Consider the following 13979-nt stretch of genomic DNA (forward strand, 5'->3'; position numbering starts at 1 on the left):
GAACGTCGATCCCACACAACCACGCCGGTTCGCCCCATGACCAACCGAGCGAGCCGGCACAGCATTCACCCATGTGCGAAGAACAGGTCTAGCGGGGTGGCGTCGGCCCAGATGGCCTCGAAGCTGCCGGTGTAGGTGGAGACCATGTCGCCGCCGGCGACCTTGCGCAGGTGGAAGACGGGGGCGTTGGCGGCGGGCTGGCCGTAGACGTGGGTGTTGACGAGCAGTTGGTCGTCTCCGCGGTAGATCGAGTTGTACAGCACCGTGCGGTGCAGCCGGATCTCCACGCCCTCGACTTGCCGGAGCGGCCGGTAGAGCACCATCACGTTGCGGATCTTGGCGGCCATGCCGTCGTCGATGCCCTCGTCGGCGCCGCGCTGGGCGACCTCGGCGCACTCGGGGTCGCCGAGCAGGATGCGGACCCGGGTGCCGGCGGTGGCCTTGTCGGCGAACAGGCGCACGATGCCGGTGTCTTCGGCCAGGAACAGGCCGCTGTAGACCAGCACGCCGATCTCCTGCTTGGCCGCGGTGAACAGACGTCCCCAGGCGTCCCGGGGGACGGCCCAGCGGTGCGGGTAGACGGTGACGATCTCACTTTCGGACACGGCCGCGGCCTGCTCGGGCGTCAGCGCGGCCGGCCACAGGTACGCCTCGTCCATACGCAGGAATGACGCCACCGCGTAACGGTGTTTGCGGTACGGGGTGCGGTCTTTGGTGATCCACCGCTCGACGGTTTTCGGATCGACCGCAATCGACTCGGCGAGGTCGGCCACCGTCGCCCCGCGCTCTAACAGGGCCGCGCGCAGTCGCTCGTTCGGCATTTCACCTGCCACCAGGGGACGTCCAGGGACGGGGCAATCGTATGCCGGACGTCTTGAACATGTCCCGTCCTGTAGTGATCTCGTCCTGTCCTTTGGCCGGATTCTCGTGTCACACCGCACGACACCGACTCGGCGAAGGGAGCAATGACCATGATCGACCTGATGGCCTCGCTGGACGAGGGACCGGTCTGCGCCTGCGGCGCGGCCGTGGAGGAAGGGCAGACGCTCTGCCGTAAGTGCCGCGCCTCGGCGCGGTGGCTGCGCCGTACGGCTCAGCGTCGCCGCAAGGCGAGCAGGCGGCGCGGTGAGGTCCGGCGCCCGGCCGGCTACCCGCGCGGCACCGTGGAGGCGGGGGTGATCTGGACGTGAGCGCGATCCCTCTCATCGTCGCCCTGGTGCTCGGGGCCACCGTCCTCGTCGGTTATGCGCTCGTCCTGATCGGGATGCGCCAGGAGGACCGGTGCATGAGCCTGGGCAAGGTGCCGCCGAGCCGTACGGCGGGCCTGGCTCGGCGGGTGACCGGCTGCCACGTCCGCGGATGACTTCAGAAGCGGTCTACTGGCGGTCGGTCAGCGTCGACTCGACCCGGGCGAGCCGTTCCGACAGGTCCTGCAGGGTGGCGCGGATCTCGGTCAGCTCGTCCGAGGAAGCCTCCGGTGGGGCCGGCGCGGTGCCCTCCCGGACGAAGACGCCCTTGCCCTGCTGGCCGATGACCAGGCCCTCGTTGCGCAGGACGCCGACGGCGAGCTTCACCACGCTCAACGAGGCTTCGTAGCGCTCGGCGAGGCGGGTGGTGGACGGCAGCGGGGCGCCGGGGGCGAGGGCGCCGGTGCGGATCTGCTCGCGTAGATCGTCGGCGATCTGTAGATAGCCGGGCCGCCCGGTGTTCTTGACCATCCCGCCGTCTCTCTTCCGCCCGCTGCTGCCTGGTGGTCCAACTCGGCCTACCAACCTCTTGTTGGTCTACCAACCTCTTACTTCACCACAGACACGCGACCAAGCCAACCATGAGAACGTTGACAACCAAGCTAACTAGGTTAACTATGTTGGCTACGACGAATAGGAGGTCACCGACCATGCGCAACATCCCGATCCCCGTCGACACCACCAAGCTGCAGTTCGTCTGCGTCGCCGCACCCCGACCCCGCCTGGTCAACAAGGACACCGGCGAGATCAAGACCGACAAGAGCGGCAACCCCGTCTACGAGGTCGCCCTGTCGGCCATCGACGCAACCGGCCGCGTCGAACTGCTCCGCGTCAACGTCTCCGGCGAGCCGCCCGTCACCCTCGGCATGCCCGTGCACCCCGTGGACCTGGTCGGCTTCGTGTGGGAGCAGACCCGCAACGGCGAGGTCCGCTGGGGCATCAGCTACCGCGCCGCCTCGATCCTCCCGGCGGAGGTGAACGCTCTTGCGCGATGACCTGCCGCTGACGCTCCTCGGCGCCGGAATCGTCCTGGCCGTCGCGGTGGCCGGACTGTGGGCCTGGCGGCGCTGGCACTACCGCTCCTTCTGGCTGGTGGCCGGCTACCCGCTCATGGCCCTCACGGTCCGAGCCACCTGGCGCAAGGTCGCCCTCGGCTGCGGCCTGACCAAGAAACGGCAACGCTGGTGGTTCACCCTCACCCCCGGCGCGGTCGCCTCCACCGGCCTGGTCAAGGTCCGCCGCCGCTTCCAGCGCATCGCCGTCGACACCAAACCGTGGATGTGGCTGCCCCGGCCGACCCGGCACGGCTGGCGCGTCACCCTCCACCTGCTGGAAGGCCAGATCCCCGACGACTACAGCCAGGCCGCCGAACGCCTCGCGCACTCCTGGCGCGTCCACGCCGTCCGCGTCTCCTCACCCCGGCCGGGCCGGGTCGTGCTGTCGGCGACCATGCACGACCCACTCGTACGCATCGACCGGCTCCCGCCATCCGATGCGCTGCTGAAGGTGGTCGTCGGGCGGCTGGAGACCGGCAAGCCCTGGGAGATCGACTTCCGCACCGTGCCGCACTGGCTGAACGCCGGAGCGACCCAGTCGGGCAAGTCGAACCTCGCCAACGCGCTCATCGTCGGTCTGGCTCCACAGCCGGTCGCCCTGGTCGGCTTCGACCTCAAGGGCGGTGTGGAATTCACCCCCTACGCACCCCGGCTCTCAGCGCTGGCCACCACCCGCGCCGAATGCGCGGCGCTGCTGGATGACCTGGTGGCGCTGATGGCCGACCGGATGGGCCTGTGCCGTACGGCCGGCGCCCGCAACATCTGGCAACTCCCGCCCGGCGTGCGGCCGATGCCGGTCGTGGTCCTCGTCGACGAGCTGGCTGAGCTGTACCTGATGGCCGACAAGAGTGAGAAAGACGAGATCGCCCGCACCTCCACGGCCCTGCTGCGGGTGGCGCAGCTCGGGCGGGCCTTCGGCATCTACCTGTTCTGCTGCGGCCAGCGCATCGGCTCCGACCTCGGACCCGGCGTCACCGCCCTTCGGGCGCAGTGCTCGGGCCGGATCTGCCACCGGGTCAACGACCCCGAAACCGCGACGATGACCCTCGGCGACCTCGATCCGGCCGCGCTGGTCTCCGCTCGCGCGATTCCCGCCGAGACGCCGGGCGTGGCGATCGTCGCCGGTCAGGACGGCCAGTGGTACCGCGCCCGCTCCTTCCTGGTCACCGAGCAGGCGGCCGAACACGCCGCCCGGATGTACGCCGACCTCACCCCGGCCTGGACCGACATCACCTCCCACGTCCACGACACCGACACCAGCGCACTCGACCTGACCGAACTGCTCGACGCCTGAACCGACCTGACCAGAAAGGGGGGACACGATGCGACGCCTTGCCCGCCGGCTGCTCGACTCCGGCCCGGTCGTCGTCCTGGCCGCCATCGCGGGTGCCGGATCGTTCACCCACATCCACGACACCGCCACCGAACACGGCCAAGACGGCTGGATGGCCTGGGCCGTAGCCGTCTGCGTCGACCTCACCTGCGTCATGGCCGCCCGCGAACGGCAACGTGACGCCGCAACGGGCCGTCAGCGATCCGGGCCGGTCTCCTGGCCGGCGCTGGTACTGGCCGGAGGTGTCGCGCTGTCCCTGGCGGCCAACCTGCACCAGGCCGAAGCCTCGGTATGGGGCTGGCTGGTCGCCGCCACGCCCGCCGGGGCGTTCCTCATCGCGGTCTCGATGCTGGAACGCCGCGCCACCACTCGCTCCGCCGATCCCCGACCCGCACCGGCCCCGACGACCGTCACCACCTCGGCCACGTCCGTTCCTACACCGCCGATGCCCGAACTCGTTACGACCGACGCAGATGGTTCTGGGTCCGCGGCCGGGCTGCCCCCGGCCCTGGTCACCTTCGCCCGGCGCGTGGCCGACGAGCACCACACCAAGCACGGCGCACCCATTACACCCGAGACGCTGCGCGCCCGGCTGGGCGTGTCCGACCAGCTCGCCACCGACCTGCTCCGCACCCTGCAAACCGTTCCCGAAGCCGCCTGACAGCAGAGAGGAGAACCACTCATGGCAACCATCAACGATCACCGCGCCGACCTGGCCCGCGGACTCGTCAGCCTCGCCGTGTTCACGCTGACTCACCGGGACGTGCCCGTCCCCTCCGTCGTCACCGTCACCCACTACGCCAAGGGAAGCGACGAGGAGATCCGCGCCGAGATCGACCGGATCGCCGCCCTGCTCGGCACCGAGACCAGCCCTGGCGACGCAGAGCACGGCCACTACACGACCTCCGTCAGCTTCGGCCCGGTCACCTACCAGGCGGTCGGCATCCTCGCCGCCGCTCGCACCCGCTACCAGGCGCAGACCTCCTACGAGGACTGCATCACCCTCGACCCTCCGGCCTCTTGACCCGCGAGGAGACATCCGCCGTGCTCGTCCCCGACAACCCCGGAGAGCAGGTGCCGTTCGTCGTGCCGACCCCTCAGCGCTGGCGCTGCTGCTCCTGCGGCGGAGGCGGCATTACCGGTGACGGTCTGACCTGCTCCTCCTGCGACGGCCTCGGCTTCTGCTGAGCGTCGTCGGCGCCCCCGGCCTGGCCGCACATCCGCCAAGACGCCCGCCAGGTCGGGGGCCATCCCCTTCGCACCCCAACGAGTGAAAGGAGGTCTCCATCTTGCCCGTATCCACGCTCAACCCGCACGCGATCCGCGGCATGATCACCCGCCTGCACGACCCGGCCTACTTCCGCTGGGCCGCCCAGGTCCGCGCCACGAATGGCTGCCGCCAGCCAATCCACCTACGGGGCCGCGTCGACCACATCGACCGGGCCACCGGCGAACTGCTTCACCGTTACACCACCCGGACCGAACCCGACGGCGTCCTGCGCGTCCCGTGCAAGACCCGGCGGGCCTCCCGCTGCCCGGCCTGCGCCGAGACCTACCGGGCCGACACTTACCAGCTCATCCGCGCGGGTCTGGCCGGCGGCAAGGGCGTCCCCGCCACCGTCACCGCGCATCCGTGCCTGTTCGTCACCCTCACCGCCCCCTCCTTCGGCCTCGTCCACACCCGGCGGGAGAAGAACGGCAAGGTCCTGCCCTGCCACGCCCGCCGCGACGCCACCACCTGCCCACACGGCCGCGTCATCTCCTGCACCGCCCGCCACGCCTCCAGCGACGAGAGCCTCGGCGAGCCGCTGTGCGCCGACTGCTACGACTACACCGGCTCGGTGCTCTTCAACGCCCTGGCCCCGCAGTTGTGGCGCTACTTCACCGACGCCCTGCGCCGCCGCGTCGCCAAAGCCGCCGGCCTGACCCTGCGGGAACTGCGCGCGCAGGCCACGATCGCCTTCGCCAAGGTCGCCGAGTACCAGCGGCGCGGCGTCGTCCACTTCCACGCCGTCATCCGCCTCGACGGCCCCGACGGGCCTGCCTCCCCGCCCCCGGCCTGGGCCAGCGCCGACGTCCTGACTGACGCCGTACGGCACGCCACCTCCGCCGTCTCCGTCACCACCCCGGCCGCGGCTGACGAACCCGCCCGCGTCCTGCGTTGGGGCGCCCAGCTCGACGTCCGACCGATCACCCTGGACGGTGACCTCACCGACCAGGCCGTGGCCGGCTACATCGCCAAGTACGCCACCAAGGCCGCCGAATGCGTCGGCACCCTCGACCGGCGCATCAACCCCCTCGACGACCTGGCCGCCCTGCCCCTGCGCGAGCACGCCCGGCGGCTCATCGCCGAATGCTTCCGCCTGGGCGCCCTCGACGAACTGACCGACCTCCGCCTCGCCTACTGGGCGCACATGCTCGGCTTCCGCGGCCACTTCTCCACCCGCTCCCGCGGCTACTCCACCACCCTCGGCGACATCCGCGCCGACCGCACCACCTACGCCCGCAACGAAGAGATCACCACCGGCCGGCTCCCCCTCTTCGACGAGGACACCGTCCTCGTCATCGCCGAATGGCAGTACGCCGGAAAGGGCCACTCCCTCGGAGACGCCCTCCTCGCCGCCGCCTTGACCGGCACCGCCTTACCCACCTTGCCGATGGACGGCGGGGGTGATGCCCGATGAACCGTCGCGATGAGCTGCTAACCGTCGCCCAGGTGCTCGACGAGCTGGGTGGAGTCTCCCGCCGGACTTTCTACCGCTGGCGCGAACTCGGCCGGGCACCCAAGTGCATCCAACTCCCCAACGATGAGCTCCGCGTCTGGCGGAGCGACCTCCTCGCTTGGCTCGACTCTCTCCGGGAGGCCGCGTGAACACCAGCTATGACGTGAAGTTCGGCGAGATCCAGCATCGATCTGACCGGAAGACGATGGCCTATATCGTGCGCTGGAAAGTAGGCCGTAAGCCCAAGTCCAAGAGCTTCCGAACCAAGGGGCTGGCCTCCAGTTTCCTGTCTGACCTGCGACAGGCGGCCAAGACGGGGGAGGCATTCGACGTCACCACCGGGTTGCCGCTGTCGATGTTGGCCGCTGAGCAGCCGCCGGGGCCGACGTTCCTGGAGTTCGCACAGACTTACGTCCTCGGCCGGTGGCGTACCTCGGCGGCTCGAACCCGGGAGACCGACGTCTACGGTCTGCTGTCGCTGGTGCCCGCACTGGTGGTCGACCTGCCGAATCGGCCGGCGGACGGTGACATGCGAGAGGTGTTGCGCAGTCACGCCTTGCTGCCCGTGGACCGGCGCCGGGAACTACCTCGCGCCCTGGTTCCGGTGCTGGCCTGGCTGGAGAAGGCATCGCTGCCGCTGGCTGACCTGCAAGACCCTCGCGTGGTGCGCGCTGCCCTCGATGCCGTCTCGGTGACCTTCACCGGCAAGGACGCCGCCGCGAACACGGTGCGGCGCAAGCGGGAGGTTCTTCACCACCTGCTCGAACTCGCCGTGGAACAGAAGGAACTCCCCGCCAACCCGCTGCACGCGGTCAAGTGGACTCCGCCCAAGGCCGCGGCCACCATCGACCCCCGTACGGTCGTCAATCCCGAACAGGCCCGTGCGTTGCTGACGGCCGTCCCCGCGGTCGGCCGGACCCGCGGCGGGCGGCTCCACGGGATGTTCGCCTGCATGTACTACGCTGCGCTCCGGCCGGAGGAGGCCGCAGGCCTGCGTCATCAAAACTGCGACCTTCCTGAAGAGGGCTGGGGACTGCTGACGGTGGAGAAGGCGCGCCCCCAGGCGAACAAGCGGTGGACCGACTCGGGGGAGACCCACGACTCCCGAGGTCTGAAGCATCGGGCGAAGGACGACACCCGGGAGATTCCGATCCCGCCTGTCCTGGTGGCCATCCTGCAGACGCACATCGACCGGTACGGTGCGGCCGGCGACGGGCGTCTGTTCTGCACATCCAAGGAGCAGCCGTTCTCCTCCTCGGCCTACTCGGCGGTTTGGCAGGAGGCGCGGCGGCGAGCCTTCACCGCCGAACAGGTCGCCTCGCCGCTCGGGGCTCGGCCGTACGACCTGCGGCACGCCGCAGTGTCCCTGTGGTTGAACGCCGGGGTTCCGGCAACCGAAGTGGCTGAGCGGGCCGGGCACAGCGTCGACGTGCTCTTGAGGGTCTATGCCAAGTGCATCGAGGGGCAGCGGCCTCGCGCTAATCGGCAGATATCCGATGCTCTGCTCCAGTGAGCCCGACGAGAACTGACAGGTATCGGGCCTGTCAGCTCTCATCAGGTTCAGTACAGAGACGACGACAGACATGGTTTTGGGTAGTTCGCCGCGAAAGCGAAACCGATCCCTCGCAGAGGGGCAACGATCACCAAGCGGTTTCGTCACCTGGTGTTGGCTCTACCGCCTGTTGCCCTTCGTGGTGCCCTCATGCCAGTCGCCCTGCTGACTCACATGGGACTGCTTGGCGCTGGCTTGACGACGTACATCGCCACAAGAGCGGTGAACTGGCTCATGATCTGAGTAATCTCATTTCCGCCGAACCCAATCCAAGCCAGTCCGAGCGCTAACCCTGCTAGGGCCATGGCGGGCCAGAGGGGGTTGTCAGAGGCAGGTACTCTCATGGGAGGTGTCCTTAAGCTAGAGGATTCCTGGGAGCCGCCTCGGCTAGGGTTCGTTCTTCGCGGGACATGACCCTACGCGTGAGGCGGCTTCTGTCATGAGGGAGTTTATGCAGCCCGCAGTCATGCCGCTTCGCGCGAAAAAGATCATGGAGGAGAAATATGCCCTTATGGGCGTTTTTGGGTTCCAAATAGAATGAATAGCAAAACGGGAAGATATTTTCCCAGGTCAAGGGATGTGATGTGATATGCGTCACATTTTTGATCCGCTAGATCTTTTGTGGGCAACAGAGCTCTGCCCGTATGGCTTCCTGTAACGATCCTTCGACTTCCCACTCTTTTGGGGGGCGAGTTGGCAGTGACGAGCAGGATCAGATGTTCGGATGACGAGCGGGGTTAGCCGCTGAGGCACGGAGCGCCATCATCTTGAAGGAAGGCGTCATCGTCTCCTCTGTGGGAGGCGTGGCACGCTCCTGGGCCGGGGCCTCGCCTGCTGGGTCAGTGAAGAGTGGTGGTGAGACCTGTGCCGATCGGCATATTTCTGATGCTCGGCCTGGGAAGACGCCTTCAAGATCATCCCCCATATGTCCCCCGGTCATTGACCTGCGGCTGCACACGACGGCACTCGACTGCATGTGATCACTGGGGGAGTGCACGCTAAGTCCCTGTTCAAGGGCCTAACGGCTGGTCAAGATGGTGCCCCCGGCATGATTCGAACATGCGACACCCGCTTTAGGAGAGCGGTGCTCTATCCCCTGAGCTACGGAGGCGGGGACTCCCTCCAAGGGTAGCGAAAGTTCGGCGTGCGTGCGCGCCGGGTGGGCCGGTGGCGGGTGAAGTCGCGTTATCCCTTCGCTGAGCTGCGGTAAAGGCGTGGCAAGTGACGGCGTGGGGGCGTGGTGGGCATGGCTAGTGTCACGCTGCGTGATCGAACGGCGACCTGTTCGCAGCCGGGAGCGTCGCGCGCTGCGGCCGTTGGTGCTCTGCGGGGCGATGCTGGCTCCCGCGCTTCTCGCCACCGGCCTGCTGGTGGCCGACCTCACCGGGTACGGCGAGGCCGTCCGGGACGCCGGTGCCGGCGGGGCATCCGAGGGGGGCGTCATCGCGGCTCTGCCGTACGTGGTCGTCCCCATTCCGGACGCGGCCTTCGGGCCGAGGTGGGTGCCTCCTCCACCTCGGCCCGACCGGATGTACGAGGGATGGATGCCGGGGGTCGTGGTGGCCCGGCCGCGCCGTCCGGCGGAGCCCGTCAGGGAGTCTGCGAGGCGTCCGGCGGTGCCCAGGGTGGCCGTTCCGAGGGACGAGCGTACGGCGGAGCCCACGGAGACGCCGCGGCCGGAGGCGGAGCCGACGCCCGAGGTGTCAGAGACGCCGCGGCCGGAGAGCGCGGACGCCGTGTTCGAGTGTCCGAAGGAGTGGTGGGGGACCTGGCTGTGGGAGGTGTGCGAGGAACAGGAGTGGGAGGGTGCTTGAGGTAGCAGGCTGACAAAAGGTGAGTTCCGTACATAACGGCTGCACCGTCTCTGGCTCGGACACTTGGGGAGCTGTAGTAACGTGCGTGCCTGACCCAGGTCACGAGTTCGCAAACGGAGGGGTCGTAAAGTGCCACCTCGTCGATCAGTGGGTCTGATCGCCGTTGTCGCGACCATGACCTCCCTCATCCCCGCGGCCGCGGAGGCGCGAACCGGATCGACGGCCTCCGGCCAGGCGCAGTCAGGGTCCCCGGTTACCGCCCAGGCCCAGTCCGGAGTCCAGGCCCGGCCGGAGTCCCTGCTTTCCGCTCAGGCCCGGCCGGCGTCGCAGGTCTCCGCCGAGGTCGAGCTACGGCGTGACCCGACGACCCTCCTGGAGCTGCGCCGCGAGGCCGAGAAGGCGACCAAGGAGCTGGAGGACGCGACGAAGGTGCTCCGGGACCGGCAGGCCAAGATCCGGGCCTCGGAGAAGGAGCTGTCGGGCAAGCTGCGCGAGCTCCAGGCCGCCGACCGCGCCTTCGCCCAGATGCGGCAGCCGCTGTCGGACGTCGTCGGCCTGCTCTACCAGCAGCCCACGGGCGGTGACCTGGCCGGTTTCCTGTCCGGGGAGACGAACGAGGACACGTTGCAGGCCATGGCCGACGTCACCCAGATCGTCGCCGCGCGGGACCGCGTCCTCGCGGAGAGCGGCCGCCTGCAGACCGAACGCGAGAAGCTGGCCGCCCAGGCCCAGGAGCTGCGGGCCGACACCCTGCTGTCCGAGGCGCAGGCGAACGCCGAGATCGAGGCTCTCCGGGCGCGGTCAGGAAAGATCGTGAAGTCGCTGACCCAGGCGCTGGTGAAGCTGGGCGTCAAGGTCGACAAGTCGGGCCAGCCGGCCCAGGGGTGCAACCCGGTCCAGGTGGGCATGTCGGACCAGTTCTCCAACGGGCTGATCCCCAAGGCGTACCTCTGCCCGCTCCCGCAGCCCGGCAGCGAGCTGCGCGGGGACGCGGCGCTCGCGTTCATCAGCATGAACGAGGCGTACAAGAAGCGGTTCGGCAAGTCGATGTGCGTGACCGACAGCTACCGGAGCCTCGCCGAGCAGCAGTCGGTCTACTACCGCCGCCCGGGCTTCGCGGCCGTTCCGGGGCGGAGCAACCACGGTCTCGGGCTCGCCGTCGACCTGTGCGGAGGGGTGCAGCAGTTCCGGTCGGCCCCGTTCAACTGGCTGGAGGCCAACAGCAAGAAGTACGGGTGGTTCCACCCGAAGTGGGCCTACGTCAGCCCCTTCGAGCCCTGGCACTGGGAGTACGACCCCAAGCTCGGCTCGCTGCTGTGACGCCCTCCCCGGGGTCTCCGGGGTTTCGGTCGTCTCCGCCCTCGCCGGCCTCGCCGGCCTTCCCCGCCCTACCGATCTCTACGGTCTTCCCTGGCTGAGCCGCCGGGGCGGGGGTGCCGCCCATCGGGTCAGGGGCTCCGCGACGGGCGATCCCGCGACGGGCGGAGGTTTCGGCGCGGGGACGGGCCCAGGCCGGGTACGGCCCAGACAGGGGACGGGATCCGGGCTGGGGACAAGGTCCGGGCCGGGAACGCCGCGGCCGGTGAGCGGCTGTGTTCCGGAGAGCCGCCGCAGCCGAGTCATCGGGCGCGTGGGCCGATGGTGATCGACAGGTGGCCGCCCGCCTGGGCTGAGGCCAGCCTGACGGCCTGCTCGGCGGTGGTGGCCAGCACGACCAGGGCGTCGTGGTCCGACCGGTCGCCGAGATCGGCCAGGACGGTGACGCCCTCGGCCACGACCCGCGCCGGGACCGCTCCCTCCCAGCTGGCGGAGGCGGCCAGGACGTTGACGACGTCGCCGGGTGACAGCAGCCGGGCCGCCGCTGAATCCGCGACGCGGACCGGTGTGGCGACCGTTCCCGGGCCGTGCGCGGCCAGCAGGCCCGGACCGAGGAGGCGCACGTCGGTGATGGGCTCCCCTCGGCGGGCCGGGCCGGCCAGGACCTTCCCGGCGACCGGTGCGCCGGGCCTGAGCGCGCCGTCGGGGACCGTCTCCGGCCGGAGGGCGGCCGTGGTGAGGTCGCGTGCGGCCAGCACGCCCCCGGGGAGGTTTCTGGCCGCCACCAGGACGGTCACCGAGGCGGTCTCCGGTCGCAGCGCGACGACGGCGCACGCGGCGGCCAAGGCGGTGACGGCAGCGGCGGCGAGGCGGTGGTACCGGCCGAGAAGGCGGCGGAACGCGCGCATGACGGACTCCATCGTGAGAGTGGGAAGAACCGGGTGGCGCGGTACCCGTGGATGAACGGACGACCGCGCCCCGCCGTACGGCGGGGCAGGCGGTCTGCTGGGAGGGCGGTCCGTGGGGAGATCGGTCTGCTGGGAGGCGGTGACGGCGATTCCTCGGCCGTCACCGCACGACGGAATCGGCTTGGGCCGACCGGTGGGACCGGTCTGACCGGTCGGCGGTTCGTGGACAGCGGGTGCCGGTTGTCATCCGCCGACGGGACTGGTCTGGGCCGACCGGCTGGGCCGGTCTAAGTCGCTCTGGGTCGGTCGGCGGTTCGTGGACGGCGGGCGCCGGTCGTCACCGGCCGGCGGGACGGGCGGTCACTCGGGGAGGTCGAAGGGGAGTTTGAGGCCGTCGAGGGCGGTGGAGCAGGGGCAGGCGCGCTCCTCCGGGAGGGCGGTGACGACCTCGGTGACGAGGGATCGCATGCGCTCGACGTTGGCGGCGAAGAAGGCCAGGACCTCCTCGTGGGTGACGCCCTCACCTGCCTCGACCCCGGCGTCGTGGTCGGTGACCAGGGACAGCGAGGTGTAACACATGGCCAGCTCGCGGGCGAGGATCGACTCGGGGAAGCCGGTCATGCCGACGATCGTCCACCCGTTGGAGCCGAACCAGCGGGACTCCGCGCGGCTGGAGAAGCGGGGGCCCTCGATGACCACGAGGGTGCCGCTGTCGACCAGATCCCACTGGGCGGAGCGGGCGGTGGAGACGGCCGCCGCGCGCCCGGCCGGGCAGTAGGGGTCGGCGAAGGCGACGTGCACGACGCCGTCGGTGTCGTAGTACGTCTGGACGCGGCCGGAGGTGCGGTCGATGAGCTGGTCAGGGACGACCAGGGCGCCGGGGCCCACCTCGGGGCGCAGGGAGCCGACCGCGCTGGGGGCCAGGACCTGGCGGACGCCGAGGGAGCGCAGGGCCCACAGGTTGGCGCGGTAGGGGATGAGGTGGGGGGCGAAACGGTGGTCGCGCCCGTGGCGGGGGAGGAAGGCGACCGTGCGGGAGCCGATGCGGCCGACGGTGATGACGTCGCTGGGCGGGCCGTAGGGCGTGGAGACCTCGACCTCGGTGGCGTCGTCGAGCAGGGAGTAGAAGCCGGAGCCGCCGATGACCCCGATTTCCGCGCGAGTGACCATGGCGCCGAGACTAGCGCGACCGGCGGCCCGGCGATGAGACCGGACCGTGCCTGTGGACAACGGGCGGGTGCCGGGCCGCGCCTGTGGACAACCTGGGCGGGACGGCCTGGTGGTGTGACGGCACGGCGGTGTCTCGCGTGGGGAACCGCTCTCGCCTGCCCCGCCTGGGGGCCGCTCTCGTCTGGGAGGAGGCCCCTGCCTGGAAGGCCGCCCCGCATGGAAGGGGCCTTCCTACCTGGAAGGGTCACCACCGCGTGCCGCCGCCCGCTTCCGCCCTGAGCCGCCGGTGCCCCGGACGGCTCATGCCGTAGGTCGGCTCGGACGGCTCGCGCAGCGGGTCGGTTCGGACGCTTCGTGCCGCGGGTCGGTTCGGGCGGCTCATGCCGCGGGTCCGCTCCCTGCTGGGAGCGGACGCGATCAGGCGGCGGGGGCCGAGCTGCTCGCCGAGGCGGGGGCCTTGCTCTTGGACTCGGACGAGGAGCCGGACGGCTTCGACTCGCCGGACGAGCCCGACGACCCCGAAGAGCTCGACGACGCCGAGGAGTCCGACGAGCCCGAGGCCCCGGAGGAGCCCGACGAGCTGGAGGATCCCACGGTGCTGGTGGAGGAGGACCGGCTGTCGGTCCGGTAGAAGCCGGAGCCCTTGAAGACGATGCCGACCGCCGAGAACACCTTGCGGAGCTGGCCGGAGCACGACGGGCACTCGGTCAGGGCGTCGTCGGAGAACTTCTGGACGATCTCGAACTCGTTGCCGCACGCGTTGCAGGCGTACTGGTAGGTGGGCACGCGCTCCTCCTCGTTGGTTCACGCCGGTTGGCACTCTACGGACGCGACTGCTAATGGTATTCGGCTGACAGGGG

The 13979-nt window shown here is 69.8% G+C and carries 17 protein-coding genes and 1 tRNA gene; 12 read left to right on the forward strand and 6 right to left on the reverse strand.

Features of this window, described 5'->3' with window-relative positions:
- Positions 1–65: 65 nt before the first annotated feature.
- Positions 66–821 carry an XRE family transcriptional regulator gene (locus ACZ6W9_RS36020; RefSeq protein ID WP_470121773.1) on the reverse strand — a complete coding sequence of 252 codons (756 nt, stop codon included), beginning with the start codon at positions 819–821 and terminating at the stop codon, positions 66–68.
- Between the two features lie 144 nt (positions 822–965).
- Here ACZ6W9_RS36020 and ACZ6W9_RS36025 point away from each other — a divergent pair, with 144 nt between their 5' ends.
- Both ACZ6W9_RS36025 and ACZ6W9_RS36030 read left to right on the forward strand, forming a co-directional pair.
- Positions 966–1190: a hypothetical protein gene (locus tag ACZ6W9_RS36025; RefSeq protein ID WP_470121775.1), complete on the forward strand. Its 225-nt coding sequence runs from the start codon at positions 966–968 to the stop codon at positions 1188–1190.
- Positions 1187–1363 carry a hypothetical protein gene (locus ACZ6W9_RS36030; protein WP_470121777.1) on the forward strand — a complete coding sequence of 59 codons (177 nt, stop codon included), beginning with the start codon at positions 1187–1189 and terminating at the stop codon, positions 1361–1363. Before ACZ6W9_RS36025 ends, ACZ6W9_RS36030 begins: the two co-directional genes overlap by 4 nt.
- A gap of 13 nt (positions 1364–1376) precedes the next feature.
- Here the strand turns inward: ACZ6W9_RS36030 and ACZ6W9_RS36035 are convergent, their stop codons facing one another.
- Positions 1377–1718: a GntR family transcriptional regulator gene (locus ACZ6W9_RS36035; protein ID WP_470121779.1), complete on the reverse strand. Its 342-nt coding sequence runs from the start codon at positions 1716–1718 to the stop codon at positions 1377–1379.
- A gap of 179 nt (positions 1719–1897) precedes the next feature.
- Between ACZ6W9_RS36035 and ACZ6W9_RS36040 the strand changes: the two genes are divergently transcribed.
- The 8 genes from ACZ6W9_RS36040 to ACZ6W9_RS36075 all read left to right on the forward strand — a co-directional run bounded on the left by ACZ6W9_RS36040 (position 1898) and on the right by ACZ6W9_RS36075 (position 7871).
- Positions 1898–2242, forward strand: coding sequence for an SCO3933 family regulatory protein (locus ACZ6W9_RS36040; protein WP_470121781.1), 345 nt, complete (start codon positions 1898–1900; stop codon positions 2240–2242).
- Positions 2232–3596 carry an FtsK/SpoIIIE domain-containing protein gene (locus ACZ6W9_RS36045; protein ID WP_470121783.1) on the forward strand — a complete coding sequence of 455 codons (1365 nt, stop codon included), beginning with the start codon at positions 2232–2234 and terminating at the stop codon, positions 3594–3596. Before ACZ6W9_RS36040 ends, ACZ6W9_RS36045 begins: the two co-directional genes overlap by 11 nt.
- A 28-nt stretch (positions 3597–3624) precedes the next feature.
- Positions 3625–4296, forward strand: a complete 672-nt coding sequence (locus ACZ6W9_RS36050; protein ID WP_470121785.1) for a DUF2637 domain-containing protein — start codon at positions 3625–3627, stop codon at positions 4294–4296.
- A gap of 21 nt (positions 4297–4317) precedes the next feature.
- Positions 4318–4659: a hypothetical protein gene (locus ACZ6W9_RS36055; protein ID WP_470121787.1), complete on the forward strand. Its 342-nt coding sequence runs from the start codon at positions 4318–4320 to the stop codon at positions 4657–4659.
- Positions 4656–4823 (forward strand): hypothetical protein, encoded by a 168-nt coding sequence (locus ACZ6W9_RS36060; protein ID WP_470121789.1) that lies wholly within the window; start codon positions 4656–4658, stop codon positions 4821–4823. Before ACZ6W9_RS36055 ends, ACZ6W9_RS36060 begins: the two co-directional genes overlap by 4 nt.
- 140 nt (positions 4824–4963) lie before the next feature.
- Complete coding sequence (locus ACZ6W9_RS36065) at positions 4964–6319, forward strand: replication initiator (RefSeq protein WP_470121809.1); 1356 nt, start codon at positions 4964–4966, stop codon at positions 6317–6319.
- Positions 6316–6507 (forward strand): helix-turn-helix transcriptional regulator, encoded by a 192-nt coding sequence (locus ACZ6W9_RS36070; RefSeq protein WP_451936969.1) that lies wholly within the window; start codon positions 6316–6318, stop codon positions 6505–6507. The genes ACZ6W9_RS36065 and ACZ6W9_RS36070 overlap by 4 nt, the downstream gene beginning before the upstream one ends.
- Positions 6504–7871 (forward strand): tyrosine-type recombinase/integrase, encoded by a 1368-nt coding sequence (locus ACZ6W9_RS36075; protein ID WP_470121791.1) that lies wholly within the window; start codon positions 6504–6506, stop codon positions 7869–7871. The genes ACZ6W9_RS36070 and ACZ6W9_RS36075 overlap by 4 nt, the downstream gene beginning before the upstream one ends.
- 1074 nt (positions 7872–8945) lie before the next feature.
- On the opposite strand, the gene ACZ6W9_RS36080 is transcribed toward ACZ6W9_RS36075, so the two are convergent.
- Positions 8946–9021: transfer RNA gene (locus ACZ6W9_RS36080), tRNA-Arg, on the reverse strand.
- Between the two features lie 154 nt (positions 9022–9175).
- Here ACZ6W9_RS36080 and ACZ6W9_RS36085 point away from each other — a divergent pair.
- The gene (locus ACZ6W9_RS36085; protein WP_470121793.1) at positions 9176–9724 is read left to right on the forward strand and encodes a hypothetical protein; all 549 of its coding nucleotides are present in this window, start codon (positions 9176–9178) and stop codon (positions 9722–9724) included.
- 174 nt (positions 9725–9898) lie between these two features.
- Entirely contained in the window at positions 9899–11044 is a 1146-nt protein-coding gene (locus ACZ6W9_RS36090; RefSeq protein ID WP_470121795.1) for a D-alanyl-D-alanine carboxypeptidase family protein, read from the forward strand.
- A gap of 299 nt (positions 11045–11343) precedes the next feature.
- Here ACZ6W9_RS36090 and ACZ6W9_RS36095 read toward each other — a convergent pair whose 3' ends face one another.
- The 3 genes from ACZ6W9_RS36095 to ACZ6W9_RS36105 form a co-directional block, all read right to left on the reverse strand.
- Positions 11344–11949, reverse strand: a complete 606-nt coding sequence (locus ACZ6W9_RS36095; protein WP_470121797.1) for a CpaB family protein — start codon at positions 11947–11949, stop codon at positions 11344–11346.
- 360 nt (positions 11950–12309) lie between these two features.
- Positions 12310–13119, reverse strand: coding sequence for an S-methyl-5'-thioadenosine phosphorylase (locus ACZ6W9_RS36100; RefSeq protein WP_470121799.1), 810 nt, complete (start codon positions 13117–13119; stop codon positions 12310–12312).
- 417 nt (positions 13120–13536) lie between these two features.
- Positions 13537–13905, reverse strand: a complete 369-nt coding sequence (locus tag ACZ6W9_RS36105; RefSeq protein WP_389957219.1) for an FmdB family zinc ribbon protein — start codon at positions 13903–13905, stop codon at positions 13537–13539.
- Positions 13906–13979 lie beyond the last annotated feature (74 nt).

Source organism: Streptosporangium sp. NPDC053982 (assembly GCF_055585205.1).

Coding starts and splice junctions, on each gene's coding strand:
- ACZ6W9_RS36025 (WP_470121775.1), top strand. CDS start 966: ATGACCATGATCGACCTGATGGCCTCGCTGGACGAGGGACCGGTCTGC.
- ACZ6W9_RS36050 (WP_470121785.1), top strand. CDS start 3,625: ATGCGACGCCTTGCCCGCCGGCTGCTCGACTCCGGCCCGGTCGTCGTC.
- ACZ6W9_RS36035 (WP_470121779.1), bottom strand. CDS start 1,718: ATGGTCAAGAACACCGGGCGGCCCGGCTATCTACAGATCGCCGACGAT.
- ACZ6W9_RS36040 (WP_470121781.1), top strand. CDS start 1,898: ATGCGCAACATCCCGATCCCCGTCGACACCACCAAGCTGCAGTTCGTC.
- ACZ6W9_RS36100 (WP_470121799.1), bottom strand. CDS start 13,119: ATGGTCACTCGCGCGGAAATCGGGGTCATCGGCGGCTCCGGCTTCTAC.
- ACZ6W9_RS36065 (WP_470121809.1), top strand. CDS start 4,964: ATGATCACCCGCCTGCACGACCCGGCCTACTTCCGCTGGGCCGCCCAG.
- ACZ6W9_RS36095 (WP_470121797.1), bottom strand. CDS start 11,949: ATGCGCGCGTTCCGCCGCCTTCTCGGCCGGTACCACCGCCTCGCCGCC.
- ACZ6W9_RS36070 (WP_451936969.1), top strand. CDS start 6,316: ATGAACCGTCGCGATGAGCTGCTAACCGTCGCCCAGGTGCTCGACGAG.
- ACZ6W9_RS36055 (WP_470121787.1), top strand. CDS start 4,318: ATGGCAACCATCAACGATCACCGCGCCGACCTGGCCCGCGGACTCGTC.
- ACZ6W9_RS36090 (WP_470121795.1), top strand. CDS start 9,899: ATGACCTCCCTCATCCCCGCGGCCGCGGAGGCGCGAACCGGATCGACG.
- ACZ6W9_RS36020 (WP_470121773.1), bottom strand. CDS start 821: ATGCCGAACGAGCGACTGCGCGCGGCCCTGTTAGAGCGCGGGGCGACG.